Here is a 16,511-nt window from a genome sequence, read left to right as displayed (position 1 = left end):
AGCGTTCGAATGAAGAAAACGAATATCGCCTGGCAAGCGCAAGCAGGCCGATTTTAGCCAAGAACATCAATAATGATAGTGAAAACGATTCGTATTAAATTATTTTTGACGATCGCTCACAAAATGAATTGCCCTAAGGATACGTTAAGCTTCGGCTGGAATAATCTATATTGATTGCCTGAATTTATGTCACCGCCGATTCACGGCGTTCCCGGCGGCAATGCCGGTCTCCGCGTTTATCCTCGTGTTCTTTATCGTTCCGTCACCAGTACTCCTTTGATAATGAAAGAAATTCAACACCGCTTTTGGTTATGACTCATAGCGATTAATGATTTAATTTATTCCACTGCCTCATTGCATATTGAACGCGATAAAACACTCATCAGGGATATCGACGTGAAATATTCATTCAATGGCAAGAAATTGGCTGGTTTAATCATCCTGGCTTTTAACGCGGCGGTCGCACAGGCGGCCGAGGTGCCGGCGGGCGCTAAACTGGCGGCGGCGCAAGAACTGGTGCGCGCCAACGGGTATGAACCGGCGACGCTGGATCCAAACCTGGCCGAGAGCAATGTGGAGTTCTACATCTTCAACGATCTGTTCGAAGGCTTGCTGCGCGTCGGAAAAGACGGCGAAGTGATCCCGGCGCTGGCACAGAAGTGGGAGCACCAGGGCAACGTCTGGACTTTCCATCTGCGGCCGCAGGCCAAGTGGTCGAACGGCGATCCGGTCACCGCCGACGATTTCGTTTACAGTTGGCAGCGCCTCACCGATCCGAAAACCGCGTCGCCGTACGGCAGCTATCTGGCTTCGGCCTACGTGCTGAACGCGGCGGCGATCAACGCCGGCAGCAAGCCGCCGAGCGAGCTGGGCGTCAAGGCGCTGGATGCGCACACCCTGCAGGTGACGCTGTCGGAGCCCAACTCCTATCTGCTCAAACAACTGGTGCATTTTCCGGTCTTGCCGGTTAACCGCAAGGTGGTGGAGCAGTACGGCAAAAACTGGACTCAACCGGCGCATTTTGTCGGCAACGGCGCGTTCCGCCTCAGCCAGTGGGTGGTGAACGAAAAGGTGGTGGTGGAACGCAATCCGCAGTATTGGGACAACGCCAACACCGTGCTCAACAAGGTGACGTTCTTGCCGATACAGGGATTCCCGGAAGTGGCGCGTTTTCGCGCCGGCGAGGTGGAATTGGGGTATACCACGCCGCCGGAGCTGTATCAGCAGCTGAAAAAAACGCTCGGTGAGCAACAGCTGGTGACCTATCCGCTGCTCTCCACCAGCTATTTCGCCTTCAACAACCGCCAGGCGCCGTTCAACGACGTGCGGGTGCGTCAGGCGCTGAATCTGGCGCTGGATAAAGAGATCATCGCCGGCAAGGTGCTGGGATATGGCCAGCAGCCGGCCTGGACCTTTACCCCAACGGGGGCGGGCGGCTATCGCCTGCAGCCCGGTGCCGCGGCCGGCTGGACGCCGGAACAACGGCACGCCCAGGCGAAGCAACTGCTGGCGCAGGCCGGTTTCAACGCCGAGCATCCGCTGCGCTTTACCGTGCTGTACAGTAACGACGCCACCATCAAGAAGATCGTCATCGCCGCCGCCGCCATGTGGAAAAAGAACCTCGGGGTAGAGGCCACCTTGCAAAGCCAGGAGCGTAAAGTGACGCTGGATAATATCAACCGCGGGCAGTACGGCGTGGCCTTTACTCGATGGCTGGCGGATTACAACGATCCGTCTACTTTCCTGAACGTGTTCCGTTCCGACAGCAGCGAAAACAGCCCCAAATACCGCAATCCGGAGTACGATCGCATTCTGCATCAGGCGACGGCGGCGCCGACACCGCAGCAGGTGCAGCAGTATTCCCAGCAGGCCGAGGCGGTGCTGGCCGTCGATACGCCGGTCGCGCCGGTGTACTACGAAGCCAACGCCACGCTGGTCAAACCTTACGTGAAGGGGATCGACTTTACCCGTCAGGGCGCGCTATACGATAAAAACGTCTACATTCTCGCGCACTGAGAAATAAAAAAACGGCTGATTTATATCAGCCGTTTTTATAGATTCACATTTAATAAAATTATCCTAAATACTCCATAAACGACGGGCAATCTTTTCTTCCCGCCGGATAAAACAACGCCTATACTGCGCCGGTAGTTTATATGCAGTATCTCGTTTGGCGAGGCTCCTATACAAACACAGGTTACTGATCTGACGACATCGAGAGATGCCCAAGGTTAAGACAGGCTTTATCGGATTAAGGTTCAGCCCAAAGTAACTTCCGAGCAACAATTCGGATACGTTGTATAGTGCTAAAACCTGGACGCGGAGATAGGCAGTCTGCACTCCCTCTGTGGTTACGCCCCTATGCGATTCGCTGTTGAAGTTCACAACAGAAATAGGGACTGACAAAATGATCAAGTCACATCAATACTCTTCTTCTCCGGCGCTGCGCGCGACTGAAACTCTCGATGAAACTTCAGTTGCCGGTTATATGAACGCCGATTTTATTACCGTTCCCGCGACGATGACGGTCACGCATGCCCGGGAATATTTACTTTCGCAGCTAAAAACGGACGAAATTCCCACCCGGGTCTTTATTACCGCGGACGACTATCATTTGCGCGGCACGCTGTCGGTGAAAAAACTGCTGCAGTGCGACGATGAGGATAAAGCGGTCGGCGTAATGATGGATTACAGCTATTTCCAGGTTTCACCCGACGACGATCGCAATGACGTGGCGCATCTGCTGGGCAAAGGCGGTTTGGACGTGGTGCCGGTCGTGGCGAACAACACGCTGGTCGGCGTGCTGGGCGAGCGCGAGATCGCTCGGCTGGTCGAAGATGAAAACACCGAAGACGCGCAGCGTCAGGGTGCGAGCCTGCCGCTGGACAAGCCTTATCTGGAGACCAGCCCGTGGGCGCTGTGGCGCAAACGCTCGGTGTGGCTGCTGATGTTGTTCGTGGCCGAAGCTTACACCGGCAACGTGCTGAAAGCGTTTGAAGATCAGCTCGAAGCGGCGATTGCGCTGGCGTTCTTCATCCCGTTGCTGATCGGCACCGGCGGCAACAGCGGCACCCAGATCACCTCGACGCTGGTGCGTGCTATGGCGCTGGGCGAGGTCAGCCTGCGCAATCTGGGCGCGGTGATCCGCAAAGAGGTCACGACCTCGCTGCTGATCGCCGTCACCATCGGTCTGGCGGCCTGGGTGCGCGCCTGGATCATGGGCGTCGGCATGGAGGTGACGCTGGTGGTCAGCCTGTCGCTGGTGGCGATCACCGTATGGAGCGCCATTGTTTCGTCGATCATCCCGATGCTGCTGAAACGGCTCGGTATCGATCCAGCGGTGGTGTCGGCGCCGTTTATCGCCACCTTTATCGACGGCACCGGCCTGATTATTTATTTCAAAATCGCCCAGCACGTCCTGGGAATTTAAACGGGTCCCGCGCTTGAAAGCGCGGGAATGTTGCCAAAAAGAGGAGGACGTTAAAAAACCATGGATACCGACCAACCCCGATATTTAACGCAAGGGGCTTTTATCGATAACATTTAACCTGAGGACAAAATAATGGGAAACATGACTATTTTTATGGGATTCCTGGCAATGATCAGCTCGCTGGGCCTGTTGGCGGCCTATATGAGCACCAAATGGGATGATTGATGAACGCTAAAGATCCGCCTAGATGCATCCTCCCCGTAACCGCTATTTATTATGGGGAGGATTTAGTGGCGCGCTGAACGCGCGGCCTGATACGGGAGTTGATAATAATGACGATTCTTATTTTGGGATTGCTCTACGCCATTTTAATGATCTCGGTGGGCGTTAATGAGATTTATTTTTATTCCACCGGAAAATCCAATTTTCTTACTAGCCTCATGCTGACATTCTCTGGCAGTATGCTGCTGATCGCCTTTGTCTGGCAATTATCCGCTAAAGTAAAAAAATAAATCACCGTCTGAATGTGAGCAGCATCATGCAGAATGAAAAACAGGCCGTGGCCAGAAACTCGATGATTGCCAGCGGGGTGCTGGCCACGGGCAAATTCGTCGCCGGCATTTTTACCGGCAGTATTGGCCTGATATCCGAAGGGATCCACTCTTTCACCGATTTTATCGCCACCAGCATCACCTGGCTGGCGGTGCGCATCAGCGATAAACCCGCCGATGACGATCACCACTTCGGCCACGGCAAAGTGGAAAACCTGGCGGCGCTGTTCGAAGTGCTGTTGTTGCTGGGCGCCGCCGGTTGGATTGTCTATGAGGCGGGCAGCAGCCTGCTCGGGCAACCGCATGAGATCGTCGCGGCGCCGGTGGTGATCGCGGTGTTGCTGATCTCCATCTGCGTCGATTTCTTCCGCGTGCGGGCGCTCAACCGCGTCGCCAAAGCCACCGACAGCGCGGCGCTGGAGGCGGATGCGCTGCATTTCTTCTCCGACATGCTTTCATCCGGCGTGGTGCTGCTGGGCATGGTGTTTGTGCTGCTAGGCTTTGGCCGTGCGGACGCCATCGCCGCGCTGATCGTCGCCGGTTTTATCTTTGTCGCCGCAATCAAGCTCGGTAAACGCTCCTTCGACTCGTTGATGGATACTGCGCCCGCCGGAGCCACCGAAGCGATTCGCGCCACGCTGGACAGCTTTCCGGCGGTGCTGGCCTGCGACAGCGTGCGCATTCGCAACGCCGGCGCCGTAATGTTTGTCGAGATCACGGTGGCGGTGTGCCGCACCTTGCCGCTGGAGCGCATCGATACGTTGAAGCGAGAAATCATCGAACGGTTGCGGGAGCAGTACGCCAGGGCGGAATTCACCGTCATCGCGGTGCCGCAGACCCGCAGCGACGAAGACATGGCGACGCGCATTCGGGCGATTGCCGCCAACCACGGCGCGCAGGTGCAGAATGTGACCTTGCAGCAGTTGCCGACGCGTATGGCGATCGGCATGGATTTGGCGGTGCCGGCCCACGTCAGCGTGGCGCAGGCGCATGACATCGCCACGGAAATAGAAGGGATCCTGCGCCAGGCGATCGGCGAAGACACTGAAATAGAGACGCACCTGGAGCCGCAGACGCCGCACTGGCTGACCAGCGAGGATGTCGATGCGGTGGAGCTGGCCGCTATTCGCCGCATCCTGCAATCGGCGCTGGAGCAGGGGGAGAATGTGCAAGACGTACACAACATCCGTGCGCGCAAGACCGACGGCGGCATCATCGTCAACTTCCACTGCCGCGTGTCGCCGGTGGTAACCATCGCCGCCGCGCACGATGCGGTCGATCGGGTCGAGCGGCGGCTGCGCGCGCTTTATCCGGCCATCACGCGCGCGATAGGGCACGTCGAGCCGATCAAGCCCGGCATTTGAATCAGCGCGGCCAACTGCGGATAGAGCACCGCGTTGGCCAGCAGCAGCGGGTTGCCGCGCCGCAGCCCGTTGTTGTGCATAAAGTCATTCGCCACGCCGCCGGCTTCGCGCGTCAGCACCAGTCCAGGCAGACTGTCCCAGGCATTCATGTGCGGTTCGTAATAGCCCAGCAGCCGTCCGGCGGCCACCTGGGCGGTCATCAACGCGCCGGAGCCGCTGCGCACAAACATTCCTCCCGCCTGCAGCAGGCGACAGAGAAAGCCGCTGAATTCCGCCGCCGAGGCGCGCGGTGATATCCCGACGCCCATCACGCCATCCGCAACGCTGCGCCCGGCATGCACGCCTATCGGTTCCCCGTTGAGGAAGGCGCCGCCGCCGCGGCAGGCGCGGAACATCTCGCGGTGGTTGGGATCGTAGACCACACCGATCGTCGGCTCGCCGTCGATCACCACGCCTATCGCGATACACCAGGTATGCAATCCGTTCAGGAAGCAGGCGGTGCCATCGATAGGATCGACGACCCAAACGCAGGTGGCGTGCTCGCCGCTGCTGCCGCTCTCTTCGCCGAGAAAGCCATCCTGGGGAAACCGGCGATTGATCATGCGGCGGATCAGCGCTTCGACGCGGCGGTCGGCTTCGCTGACCACGTCCTGCAGCCCCTGTTTAAAGTCGACCGCCAGGCTTTGCCGCCGTTGATAAAAGCTGAAAGCGAGATCGGCGGCGGCGCGGGCGATCTCACGCGCGAAGCGGTAGCGCGCCTCGATGTCCCGTGGGGAAAGTGAAGTCATGGCAGGCTCGATAGCAAAAAACGAATCAGCTTACCCTGCCATAAAAGGATGAAAGTAATGTGTCGCTCAGGGCGGCGGGGATGAAAAGCGCAGCTGCATCATGGCATCGGGGGCCGAAAGTGGTTGAGTCATGGTCCCGGCCGGTATTACCGAGCGCCAAAACGCCAGCCCGCGCGGATTATCCTGGCTGACCGACAGCGACCAACCGCCGGGATGCTGCACGAACAAGGCGCGGGCAGCCCGTTGCCCCATCCCGTTGCGTCGCCATTCGGGTTTGATGTAGAACTCCGCCATTTCGACGGTGGCGCTATCCAGGCGCCTGACCAACGCGAAACCGGCCGTTTGTCGATCGCTCAATATCAAATAAGGGTAGCGGCCGACCTCGCGCCAGTAGAGCGGCAGATAGGGGTAATCTCCATCGGCGCCCAACTCGCGAAGGCAATCGGACAGCATGGGCGCCAGCAGTGGCCGCTGCGAGAGTGAGGCTTGCTCAAGGGAAAATGCCATATCGCACTCCATCAAAAAACAGGCCGCCGGATGGCGGCCTGTCAAGGTTAGCCCAGATGCAACCGGGCGGTGATGTCGGCAATCTCGCGGCGCCAGCGCGCCTGAAGCTCCGGTTTCTGATGCTTCGGCTTGCGCGCCAGGTCGGCCTCCAATTTGCTTTCGAGGGCAAACAGGGCGGTCAACAGCGCTTCTTCGCCTTCCAATCGATCGTCCGGCGTCGGGCCATCAGCATTAGCCCTGTCCGCCGTCGGCAGTGCCGGCGCTTCGCCCGCCAGGCGCTGATACACCGGCGCCAGATCGTGCCACTCCTCCAGTTTTTGCTGGTCGATCAGCCAAAAGCGGTTGCAGCTCTGTTCGATCAGCATCCTGTCGTGGGTAACCAGCATGACGGCGCCGGGGAACTGGCGCAGCGTTTCCGCCAGCTCCTCTTTGCCCGCCATGTCCAGGTGGTTGGTGGGCTCGTCCAGCAGCAGCAGCGAATGGTTGGCCAGCGTCAGACCGACGAACAGCAGCCGCGAACGCTCGCCACCGCTCAGCGAACGGATCTGCTGATGGTGGCGCAGGTAAGGAAAACCGGCGCCGATCAGCGCCATTTTCCGCTGTTCCTCGGTCAGCGGTGCAAACTGCGCCAATGCGTCGCTCAACGTGTCTTCATCGCGCAGCTGTTGCAGGCTCTGATCGTAATAGCCGATGCGCACGCGCGGATGGAACAGCGCCGGGCGCTCCGTTTGTTGCTGATACTCACGCCACAACAGGCGCAGCAGCGACGATTTACCGCAGCCGTTGCGCCCGACGATGGCGATGCGATCGCCGCTTTTCACGCGCAGATGTTCCAGGCTGAACAGCACCGGCGCATCCGGCGCCGGGCGCACGGCCCAGTGCGGCAGCGCCAGCAGGCGATCGGCGTCCAGCGCTTCTCCCTGCAGCCGCAACCGCCACGGGCTGCCGGCGGTCAGGGTGGTCTGTTCTTCCTTCAACCGATCGACGCGCTTCTCCATTTGCTTGGCCTTGCGCGCCAGATCTTCGTTGTCGTAGACCTTGCCCCAGGTCGCCAGGCGTTTGGCGCTTTTTTCCACCCGGTCTATCTCTTTCTGCTCGGCGTAGCGCCGCTGTTCGTCCGCGGCGTCCTGTTCCGCCAGCGCGGTGCGCGCCGCAGAGCAGGGCAAACGGAAGAACTGCAGCGTTTTGTCGCGCAGGATCCAGGTGCAGTTAGTCACCTGATCGAGCAGGTAGCGATCGTGCGACACCAGCACGAAGCTGCCGGCCCAGCTGCGCAAGAACTGTTCCAGCCACAGCAGCGTGGGCAGGTCCAGGTGGTTGCTGGGTTCGTCGAGCAACAGCAGATCGGGTTGGCGGATCAACGCGCGCGCCAACAGCAGCCGCGTATGCTGGCCGCCGCTGAGGGTGCCGGCGGTCAACGTCCAGCTCGCCGGTTCAAACCCCAGCTCGGCCAGTAACGCTTCACAGCGCCAGCGTTCACTGAGGTGTTGGCCCGCAGGCAGCCGCGCCAGCACCGCATCCAGCAGGGTGCAGGTGTGCAGCTCCGGCGGCAGGTGCTGCTCGATGCGCGCCATCAGACATTGGTGTGACAATGTCACTGAACCGGTGTGCGCAGGTAGGTCGCCGCTGAGAATTTGCAGCAGGGTGCTTTTGCCGCAGCCGTTATCGCCGATCAAACCGATGCGATCGCCTTTTTTCAGGCTGAAGGATATCTCGCTCAGCAGGACGCCGAACGCGTTGTCGTAACCGACAGATTGTGCAGACAGTAATGTGCTCATTGCTTACTCAAGAGTTACAGGCATGACAATGCCTATCGTCAAACATCGCTGACGACAACCCGGTAAGCCGGAGGGAAGATCCTGGATTTTAGTAAGCTTCGCTCAAGCTGGGTTATCGCAGCACGATACCGGTAATGCTTGAGCGGCGACGATTACCAAAGAAGTGTGAGTGAAAAACCAATTCACACGTCAGCATAGTAAGTCTCCTTTTATTCGTTGCAGGTTAATCGGTGGCTGGAGTATAGAGCGCTTTATGCCGTATCGCCAGTGTAAAAGCGCCTGAATAATCAGCAGGCTAAGGCGAGCACGGGCGCGTGGCACACAATGGGAATAATTACTGTATTTCGGCCGACATTAAGCAGCTATTATAATTAGCGTTTATGGTTAAGCGACGGTTCATCCGCCGCCTTTTCGTCTGTCTATCAGATAATGATGCTGAGCACTGAATTTATGTTAAAGCCCCGTTCGTTCCTGCTGTTGTTGTTATTGCTGTTGGGTTTGCAGCTGACGCCGCTCGGCGCCGTCGCCGCCCCCCAGGATGATCCCACCGCCGAAAGCGCACCCGATCCCGCTACGCAGCTGAAAGCCGCGCAAAAGCAGTTGGACAGCATGAAGCAGCTGGTTTCAAAGGCTACCACCGACACCCAGCTCAGCAAGCTGCGGCTGGCGACCGACGATCTGGTCGCCAGCATGGATAAATTGTCTGCCGATCTGCAGCCGCTGCAGGAAAAACTGCAGGCACAGCTGGACGTGTTGGGGCCGGCCCCGGCGGCCGGCGCGCTGCCGGAAACCCCGGCTGTCGCCCAGCAGCGTAATGCGCTGAACAGCAGCAAGAAGCAGCTGGACGATGCGGTAAAACGCGCGCAGGCCATCAAGACCAGCGCTTTCGACCTGGGGCAGCAGATCAGCGATCTGCGCCGGGTAGCGTTTAAAACCCAGCTGGCGCTGAACACCGGCAGCATTTTGGGCGTCAAGTTCTGGACGCCGGTGGTGCAGCCGTCAGCGGATGACGTGCAGCGGCTGGACCAGTTCAACGCCGAGATGAAAGCGGCCTGGGACGCCAGTTGGCAGGACGAATGGCGGTACGGCACGCTGGCGTTGCTGGCGCTGGCGGTGATCGTCTGGTCCTGGGGGCGCTATTTGTCCGAGCGTTTCCTCGCCTGGGTCAGCATTCGCTTCCTGCCGGACGGGCGCCTGCGCCGCAGCTTTATGGCGATCATCACCGTGGCCGTGACGGTGTTCACTACCTCGATCGCGCTGAATTTGCTGTATTACGTTTTTATCCGCGTGCAGCCGCTGCCGGTGATGCTGGAAGACTTCGCCGAAGGCTTTAACCGTCTGGGGATTTTCTGCGCGCTGATCGCCGGGCTGGGGCGTGCGGCGCTGTCGCTGAATCGTCCGTCGTGGCGTTTGGCTTCGCTGGACAATGAAGTGGCCGCCGGGCTGCGTTACTTCTCGCCGCTGCTGGCCGGTCTGGCGCTGGCGTTCGGCACCGTTGAGCTGATCAACAACGTCGTCAGCGCCTCATTGGCCACCACCATCTTCGGCAACGGCCTGGTAGCGGGGCTGATCGGCATGGTGCTGCTGGCGGCGCCGCTGCGCGGCCAGCGCATTCGTCGCCGTCTGGAGCAGCAGGGCGCGCACCTGGAAAAACGCACGCTGGTCGGCGGGCTGGTGCACATCGTCACCCTGGTGTGTTCGGTGGTGATCCTGCTTTCCTTGCTTGTGGGTTACATCGCCTTCGCCCGCTTCCTGACCTACCAGCTGATCTGGGTGGTGCTGGTGCTGATGGCGTTCTACTTCATGGTGTTGTTCGCCACTGACCTGTGCGCCGCGCTGTTTTCGCCGCAGACCGTCAGCGGCAAGATGCTGAAGAAAACGCTCAGCTTCAAGGATCGCCATCTGGAGCAGGTGGCGATCATCACCACCGCGCTGGCCAAATGTTCGCTGTTGCTGTTGATGATCGTCGCGTTGTTCAACGGCTCGTTCGGCAGCACCACGCCAGGCTCGCTGATGGAGAAAATCGTCTCGATCCTGACCGGCGAAGGCTTACAGCGTTTCAACATCGTGCCCGGCAACCTGCTCAACGCCGTGATCTGTCTGGCGATCGGTATCTACATTCTGCGCGCGGTGCGGCGCTGGCTGGGCTCTGAGCTGCTGCCGAAAACCATTTCGGACGTCGGCATCCGGGCCTCGCTGGTGACGCTGTTCAGCAATATCGGTTATGTGCTGGTGATTCTGATCACCCTGGCGGCGCTCGGCATCCAGTGGAGCAACCTGGCGTGGATCGTCAGCGCCTTGTCAGTCGGTATCGGTTTCGGTTTACAGGAGATCGTGAAGAACTTTATTTCCGGCCTGATCCTGCTAACCGAGCGCCCGGTGAAGGTCGGGGATATGATCGGCATCGGCGGCGTGGAAGGCGACGTGCGGCGCATCAACGTGCGCGCCACCGAAATCCAGCTCAGCGACCGCTCCACCATGATCGTACCGAACTCGCAGCTGATCTCGCAGAACGTGCGCAACGCCACCATGGGCAACGCGCAAGGGGTAGTGACCATCGCGCTGACGTTCCCGACCTCGATCGATCCGGAGCAGGTGCGCAATATCTTGCTCAGCGCCTATAACGAGTACGAAACCATTCTGGAGACGCCGGCACCTTATGTGCGCTTTAGCCAGCTGGGGCCGGACGGTATTATCCTGAGCGTGACTGGCTACGTGCCGAGCCCGCGCATGGTCGGCGCCACCAAGAGCGAACTGCTGTTCAATATCCTCAAGCTGCTGCGCGCGCAGGAAGTGAGCCTGTCCAGCCCGCAAGAAGTGGTGTTTATGAAACAGCAGGCGACGCGGTATCAGGCCAACGAAGAGGAACACTCCTCCTAACCCAGCCCTGAGGCGGCGGGCCGTTAAGTGACGGCCCGCCGAACGTGGCTAGTACATCGACGGCTCCACCGATTGCGAGCAGTCGCTGTTGGCGCTGGATTTGGTGCAGGTGTAAGGTTCATTCGGCGATGCCGAAGGCGCATTCGATGGGCCGCCGCCTCCGCCGATACAACCGCTCAGCATCAGCATCAAAAACACGAGAATTATCTTCTTCATCTCACCGTCCTCCATTGCGATTCCTCCCTTAAGTATATGTCGGGAAAGCGAACGGCACCGCTCACCGGTGCAATCTATACTCCTTTGATAACGTTTCGGCGCACAACGGCGGCGAACGAGGAGGGAAAGATGCAAACCGACGACGATTTGACCCACTTTGCCGTGCAGGGTGCGCCGCCGTTGCCGCCCTTTACCAAGCAGGGTGATGTCGAACATGACGGCGCGCGCATCTGGTATGCGGCCTATGGCGCGGATCCGACGGTGATCCTGCTGCACGGCGGCCTAGGCCACAGCGGCAACTGGGGGTATCAGCTGCCGACGCTGCTGGCCGCCGGGTATGGGGTGTTGCTCATCGATAGCCGCGGGCACGGGCGCAGCACGCGCGACGGCCGACCGTATCGTTACGATCGGATGGCCGATGATCTGTTGGCGGTGATGGACGCGTTGCGGATCCCGCACGCCGCGCTGGCGGGCTGGAGCGATGGCGCCTGTGTTGCGCTTATCGCTGCCCATCGGGCGCCGCAGCGGGTGGACGGCGTTTTTTTCTTCGGTTGCAATATGGACGCCAGCGGCGTTAAACCGCCCGCGTCCAACCCCATCGTGGAGCGCTGTTTTGCGCGTCATGCGCAGGACTATGCCGCCTTGTCGCCGACGCCGGAGGAGTTCGACGCGTTCGTCGCTGCCGTGAGCCTGATGATGAGCAGCCAGCCAGACTACCGCGTACAGGAATTGGCAGCCATTCGCGTGCCGGTGACGATCGTTCATAGCGAGCACGATGAGTTTATCCGCGTCGAGCATGCCGCCTACCTGAGCGACAGCATCCCTGGCGCCCGTCTGGTGATGCTGCCGGGTGTCAGCCACTTCGCGCCGCTGCAGCGGCCGGCGGTGTTCAACCGCGCGCTGTTGGATTTTCTCGCCGATGTGATGTGTCGCAAGGCGTTTTGAGGGCCGCCGCAAAGAAAACGGGCGCCAAACGGCGCCCAAGGCGTGACAGGTTAGAAATCGACCGTCGCCTGCAGGCTCAGGCTGCGCGGCTCACCCTCAATCACGCGTAAATTACCGGCGCTGGAAGCATAGTATTCGCGGTTGAACAGGTTTTTCACATTCAGTTTCAGCTGAGTATGTTTCCCCAGCAGCTTGCTGTCCCAGGCGACAAAGGCATCCGCCACGGTATAGGCCGGCATGGTGAAACTGTTCTCCGGATCGCCGGCGCGGCGACCGACGTAGCGCGCGCCGCCGCCAATGCGCACCTCGCCGGGCACCACCGGCAGCGTCATGCGGTGGCTGAGGTACAGGCCGCCCATGTTGGTCGGGGCGTTGACCAGCCGATTGCCGACGTTGGTCGGATTGAGGTTGTCTTCGACGATCTCGGTTTTGTCGTAGCTGTAGTTGGCGGTGAGATCCCAGTTGGGCGCCACTTCGCCGTTCAACTCCAATTCCGCACCGGTGGAGCGCGCTTTGGGAATGCTGCGGGTCACGCCGTTGATAAAGATCGACATATTGCTTTCATCGATGCGATAGAGCGCCAGCGTGGCGTCGAACGCCGGAGTGATCTGCCATTTTCCGCCTACCTCATAGGTGGTGCCGGTTTCCGGCGTAGCGACGTCGCCATTGTCGTCGATGGCGGTGGACGGCGTGAACGAACGGCTGTAATTGCCGTACAGCGACAGGCTCGGCGTCAGCTTATACACCAACCCCGCCTGCGGCAAAAACTGGTCGTCTTTGTCATTGAGCGTATTTTTCGGTTTCTGGAAACCGTTGCTGTTGTTTTGGTAATACGACTGATAGCGCGCGCCCAGCACCGCGATCCATTGATCGGTGAGATGAATGCTGTCCTTGGCGTACAGGGAACGGCTGAACAGCGTGGCGCGCAGGTTGCTTGACGCGTCACTGTAAGTGGTGCTGTCGGTGACCGGCGTTTCGCCATACACCGGATCATGCATGTTGAAGGTCTTCGAGACCTTGCCGCGGTAGGAATAGGCCTTGTAGGTCTGATTCTTCTCGTAGTCCACGCCCAGCAGCAGGTCGTGCTGCATGCCGAACAGCTGCGGCGAACCGGTCAGATCCCAGGAGTAATAGTGGGTTTGATGATTGAAACCGCGATTGGCGTCGGCGCGGCGCGAGACGATGCCGGTCGTGGTGTCGACCGCGGTGGCGCGCACTTCGTTGCTGTCGTAACGGCGTTGCAGCCAGGCGTAGTTGAAGCGGGTCGTCCAGATCGGATCCAGCGCGTACTCATAATGGGCGTTCAGACGTTTGTTCTTGCCCCAGGCATGGTTCGCGTAGTCATCCAAGCGGCGGTCATAGGGCACATCGACCGGTTTGCCGTCGATAAATGCGGTGCCGCGATCGTAAGGAATGTCGTACTTGTATTCGCTGTAGGCGATGTTAAAGGAGGCCTGGTCGCCGAACCAACTGAGCGAGGGGGCGATCAGCGTGTGTTCGTCGCTGCCGAAATTGCGCCAGTAATCTGCGTGCTGGCGTTCGGCGATCAGGCGAAAGGCGAAGCCGCCGCCCAGCGGGCCGGTCACATCGACGCTGCCGCTGCCGCCGCCAACACTGTTGGTGGCGCCGCTGATGCGGGTGTTCCAGTCATACTGCGGTTTTTTGCTGATCAGATTGATGACGCCGCCGGGGCTGAGGATGCCATACAGCAGCGAAGCGGAACCTTTCAGGACCTCAACGCGATCGGTGGTGGCGTCCATGCTCAACCCCTGGTTGCTGCGCACGCCGTCGATGAAGACCGAGCCGTCGGAGTTAACCCCGAACCCGCGTTTGACGAAGCCATCCTCCGTGCCGCCGAGCGTGTTGCCCTGGGTGACGCCGCTGACGAACTTCATCGCGTCATTGACGCTTTTGACCTGGAAGTCGTCAATGACCTGAGAGGTGACGACGCTGACCGATTGCGGTACCTCGGCGATCGGCGCTGCGCTCTTGCCGGCGGTCGAGGCGGTGTCGGCGCTATAGCTACCAGAAGGCTGGGCCGCGGCGGTCACCGTAATGGATTCCTCCGTTTTTGCGCCGGGTGCGGCGGCGATCGTCAGGGCGGGGAACAGGCCGGCGAACAGGGGCAGCGAGCGAAAAACGTGATTTTTTTTGTTTTTGTTGGGGTGGCGAAGAACTGAGTGGCGCATATAATTCCGTAAAAAATAATAAATAGTAACGATTATCATTATAATTATCATTTATACGTTTTGAATAGTGGGGAATGCCTGTATCCCTTCACTGCGCGATTTAATTTTGTCTTTACGGTAAAAGGCGGCCATTTTTCCGGTAAAAAATCGGCTGGGTGGCAATAACGATCGTAGTGACGGGAGGGGCACGGCAGTTTGTTCGCCGGAAGGGGGATTCCTGTCAATATATTGATACACAAATATATTTTCCCTTGATGAATAAACAGGTGTCCGGGCAGGCAAAACTGGCAATAATAGGCGGGTCGGCCGTTTATCTTCGCCTCATCGCCGACGGTTGTGACGCGAACAGACGGTCACTTTATGCTAGCGGAAGTCTCTGGATCCAAGATGCAAACCACCTCGTTGTCCGATACCCGGAAAATTTGGCCCGCGCTCATCATTTTTTTGCTGGTGTTCACCCTGTGTCTGCTGGGCATCGTGAGTCGCCCCGGCAGTTTTCTGGCGATATTCTGGCCGGTGAACGCCGTACTGCTGGCCGTTTTGGTGCGGCGGCCACAGTGGGCTACGCGGGCCGGCTGGGGCATGGCGGTGCTGGGCTATCTGGCGGCGGACCTGTTGACCGGCAGTTCGCTGCAAAAGACGCTGCTGCTGAACGTCGCCAATCTGACCGGCGTCGTGGTGGGGTATCTGTTGTTCATGCGGCTGTCGCCGCCGGCGCGCACGTTGCAGCGCGGCACGTCCAGCATGTACCTGTTCGGTATCTGCCTGGCTGCCGCCGCCGCGACCGGCGCGGTGGGCGCCGCAACTTCGCAGTGGCTGTTCGGCAGACCGTATCTGACCTCGCTGGCGCTGTGGTTCTCGTCCGAATTCACCAACTACGTCACGCTGATGCCGTTTATTCTGGCGTTTCCCGCCGATTGGCGACGTCGCCTTGCGGCGGCCGGCGCCCTGTTCACCCAGCGCAGCCACTGGCCGCGCGCGGGGCGAAAACTCACGGTATTGGCGCTGCTGTTGCTGGCGGCGGTGTGCAGCGTGCTGATCGGCGGCCCCGGGGCGGTGATCTTTCCCATGCCGGTGCTGCTATGGCTGGCGATGTCCTTCTCATTGTTCTGCACCATGATTGCGGTGCTGATTTATGTGCTGTGGTGCCATCTGGCGATCGATTTCGGGTTGCTTAGCACGACGCTCGACATGAAGGTGTTGCAAAACGCGGTATCGATGCGTTTGGGCATCGCGCTGCTGGCGCTGGGGCCCATCGCCGTGGCCAGCATGAACTATGCGCGTAATGCGCTGCTGCGCACGCTGGAGCACGTGGCGAATCACGATGCGTTAACGCACGTGCTGACGCGCAATGCGTTTATGCAGCGCGGCGAACGGTTGATAGACCAAAAGGGCGAGCTGGTGTGCGTCATGATGCTCGATATCGACTATTTCAAATCGATTAATGACCGTTTTGGCCATGCCGGCGGCGATCAGGCACTGATGGCCTTTACCCGCGCGATCGCCGCCGATCTGAGCGTCGGTGACCTGTTCGGCCGCATGGGGGGCGAAGAGTTCGCCATCGTTTCGACGCTCGGCCAGCCGCAGCAAGGATGGCAATTGGCCGAACGCCTGCGGCAACGCATCGAAACGGAGTCTATCCTCATGCCGGCCGGGCATCCGCTGCAGATCACCGTCAGCATCGGCATGGTGACCTGCCCGGGCGGCGCCGGCCAAAGCCTGGCGGATCTGCTGAAGCTGGCGGATCTGGCGGTGTACAAAGCGAAAAACGCCGGCCGTAACCGGGTTGCCACACCGGAATCGTCTCCGCCGGCTGCTCATGGCCGCTGAACTTCCGATCCGCGCTCTGCCCCGGCCGTCTAA

The 16,511-nt window shown here is 59.6% G+C and carries 13 protein-coding genes and 1 riboswitch; of the genes, 8 read left to right on the top strand and 5 right to left on the bottom strand.

The features are described from left to right. The first annotated feature begins 396 nt into the window (after positions 1–396). The 5 genes from ACSJLU_RS12455 (at position 397) to ACSJLU_RS12435 (ending at position 5,345) form a co-directional block, all read left to right on the top strand. Positions 397–2,016 carry an ABC transporter substrate-binding protein gene (locus tag ACSJLU_RS12455; RefSeq protein WP_380825219.1) on the top strand — a complete coding sequence of 540 codons (1,620 nt, stop codon included), beginning with the start codon at positions 397–399 and terminating at the stop codon, positions 2,014–2,016. A 142-nt stretch (positions 2,017–2,158) separates the two neighbouring features. Beyond that, positions 2,159–2,332, top strand: a riboswitch (M-box (ykoK) riboswitch). 75 nt (positions 2,333–2,407) lie between these two features. Then, a complete protein-coding gene (locus ACSJLU_RS12450) occupies positions 2,408–3,430 on the top strand; it encodes a magnesium transporter (RefSeq protein ID WP_025302916.1) in 1,023 nt (340 codons plus the stop codon). A 132-nt stretch (positions 3,431–3,562) separates the two neighbouring features. Then, a complete protein-coding gene (gene mgtS / locus ACSJLU_RS12445; protein ID WP_004938109.1) occupies positions 3,563–3,655 on the top strand; it encodes a protein MgtS in 93 nt (30 codons plus the stop codon). Between the two features lie 107 nt (positions 3,656–3,762). Then, positions 3,763–3,942 carry a hypothetical protein gene (locus ACSJLU_RS12440; RefSeq protein ID WP_025302915.1) on the top strand — a complete coding sequence of 60 codons (180 nt, stop codon included), beginning with the start codon at positions 3,763–3,765 and terminating at the stop codon, positions 3,940–3,942. Between the two features lie 26 nt (positions 3,943–3,968). Continuing rightward, positions 3,969–5,345: a cation diffusion facilitator family transporter gene (locus ACSJLU_RS12435; RefSeq protein WP_060433122.1), complete on the top strand. Its 1,377-nt coding sequence runs from the start codon at positions 3,969–3,971 to the stop codon at positions 5,343–5,345. On the opposite strand, the gene ACSJLU_RS12430 is transcribed toward ACSJLU_RS12435, so the two are convergent. The 3 genes from ACSJLU_RS12430 to ACSJLU_RS12420 all read right to left on the bottom strand — a co-directional run bounded on the left by ACSJLU_RS12430 (position 5,288) and on the right by ACSJLU_RS12420 (position 8,418). Then, positions 5,288–6,133 carry an inositol monophosphatase family protein gene (locus ACSJLU_RS12430; protein ID WP_380825224.1) on the bottom strand — a complete coding sequence of 282 codons (846 nt, stop codon included), beginning with the start codon at positions 6,131–6,133 and terminating at the stop codon, positions 5,288–5,290. The two genes, ACSJLU_RS12435 and ACSJLU_RS12430, sit on opposite strands and share 58 nt — an antisense overlap. A 66-nt stretch (positions 6,134–6,199) precedes the next feature. Beyond that, positions 6,200–6,640, bottom strand: coding sequence for a GNAT family N-acetyltransferase (locus tag ACSJLU_RS12425; protein ID WP_127145940.1), 441 nt, complete (start codon positions 6,638–6,640; stop codon positions 6,200–6,202). A 47-nt stretch (positions 6,641–6,687) separates the two neighbouring features. Beyond that, positions 6,688–8,418 carry an ABC-F family ATP-binding cassette domain-containing protein gene (locus ACSJLU_RS12420; protein WP_380825228.1) on the bottom strand — a complete coding sequence of 577 codons (1,731 nt, stop codon included), beginning with the start codon at positions 8,416–8,418 and terminating at the stop codon, positions 6,688–6,690. A gap of 450 nt (positions 8,419–8,868) precedes the next feature. Between ACSJLU_RS12420 and ACSJLU_RS12415 the strand changes: the two genes are divergently transcribed. Continuing rightward, on the top strand, positions 8,869–11,298 hold the full coding sequence (locus ACSJLU_RS12415; protein WP_065424061.1) for a DUF3772 domain-containing protein: 2,430 nt from the start codon (positions 8,869–8,871) through the stop codon (positions 11,296–11,298). A 48-nt stretch (positions 11,299–11,346) separates the two neighbouring features. On the opposite strand, the gene ACSJLU_RS12410 is transcribed toward ACSJLU_RS12415, so the two are convergent. Beyond that, positions 11,347–11,514 (bottom strand): hypothetical protein, encoded by a 168-nt coding sequence (locus tag ACSJLU_RS12410; RefSeq protein ID WP_164550866.1) that lies wholly within the window; start codon positions 11,512–11,514, stop codon positions 11,347–11,349. A gap of 129 nt (positions 11,515–11,643) precedes the next feature. Here ACSJLU_RS12410 and ACSJLU_RS12405 point away from each other — a divergent pair, with 129 nt between their 5' ends. Continuing rightward, on the top strand, positions 11,644–12,459 hold the full coding sequence (locus ACSJLU_RS12405; protein WP_043143496.1) for an alpha/beta fold hydrolase: 816 nt from the start codon (positions 11,644–11,646) through the stop codon (positions 12,457–12,459). Positions 12,460–12,509: 50 nt separating this feature from the next. Here the strand turns inward: ACSJLU_RS12405 and ACSJLU_RS12400 are convergent, their stop codons facing one another. Continuing rightward, positions 12,510–14,648: a TonB-dependent siderophore receptor gene (locus tag ACSJLU_RS12400; protein WP_380825234.1), complete on the bottom strand. Its 2,139-nt coding sequence runs from the start codon at positions 14,646–14,648 to the stop codon at positions 12,510–12,512. Positions 14,649–15,035: 387 nt separating this feature from the next. On the opposite strand from ACSJLU_RS12400, the gene ACSJLU_RS12395 reads away from it, so the two are divergent. Continuing rightward, positions 15,036–16,478, top strand: coding sequence for a GGDEF domain-containing protein (locus ACSJLU_RS12395; protein WP_049295670.1), 1,443 nt, complete (start codon positions 15,036–15,038; stop codon positions 16,476–16,478). The last annotated feature ends 33 nt before the right edge of the window (positions 16,479–16,511 follow it).

Origin of the sequence: Serratia bockelmannii, assembly GCF_051803255.1 — a bacterium.
Lineage (GTDB): Bacteria > Pseudomonadota > Gammaproteobacteria > Enterobacterales > Enterobacteriaceae > Serratia > Serratia bockelmannii.
Note: the sequence above shows the minus strand (reverse complement) of the source record. Positions and strands in the feature narration are given on the sequence as shown.

Excerpts from the sequence above, each read along its gene's own strand:
- ACSJLU_RS12450 (WP_025302916.1), top strand. The coding sequence starts at position 2,408 with ATGATCAAGTCACATCAATACTCTTCTTCTCCGGCGCTGCGCGCGACT.
- mgtS (WP_004938109.1), top strand. The coding sequence starts at position 3,563 with ATGGGAAACATGACTATTTTTATGGGATTCCTGGCAATGATCAGCTCG.
- ACSJLU_RS12440 (WP_025302915.1), top strand. The coding sequence starts at position 3,763 with ATGACGATTCTTATTTTGGGATTGCTCTACGCCATTTTAATGATCTCG.
- ACSJLU_RS12435 (WP_060433122.1), top strand. The coding sequence starts at position 3,969 with ATGCAGAATGAAAAACAGGCCGTGGCCAGAAACTCGATGATTGCCAGC.
- ACSJLU_RS12430 (WP_380825224.1), bottom strand. The coding sequence starts at position 6,133 with ATGACTTCACTTTCCCCACGGGACATCGAGGCGCGCTACCGCTTCGCG.
- ACSJLU_RS12425 (WP_127145940.1), bottom strand. The coding sequence starts at position 6,640 with ATGGCATTTTCCCTTGAGCAAGCCTCACTCTCGCAGCGGCCACTGCTG.
- ACSJLU_RS12420 (WP_380825228.1), bottom strand. The coding sequence starts at position 8,418 with ATGAGCACATTACTGTCTGCACAATCTGTCGGTTACGACAACGCGTTC.
- ACSJLU_RS12415 (WP_065424061.1), top strand. The coding sequence starts at position 8,869 with ATGTTAAAGCCCCGTTCGTTCCTGCTGTTGTTGTTATTGCTGTTGGGT.
- ACSJLU_RS12410 (WP_164550866.1), bottom strand. The coding sequence starts at position 11,514 with ATGAAGAAGATAATTCTCGTGTTTTTGATGCTGATGCTGAGCGGTTGT.
- ACSJLU_RS12405 (WP_043143496.1), top strand. The coding sequence starts at position 11,644 with ATGCAAACCGACGACGATTTGACCCACTTTGCCGTGCAGGGTGCGCCG.
- ACSJLU_RS12400 (WP_380825234.1), bottom strand. The coding sequence starts at position 14,648 with ATGCGCCACTCAGTTCTTCGCCACCCCAACAAAAACAAAAAAAATCAC.
- ACSJLU_RS12395 (WP_049295670.1), top strand. The coding sequence starts at position 15,036 with ATGCAAACCACCTCGTTGTCCGATACCCGGAAAATTTGGCCCGCGCTC.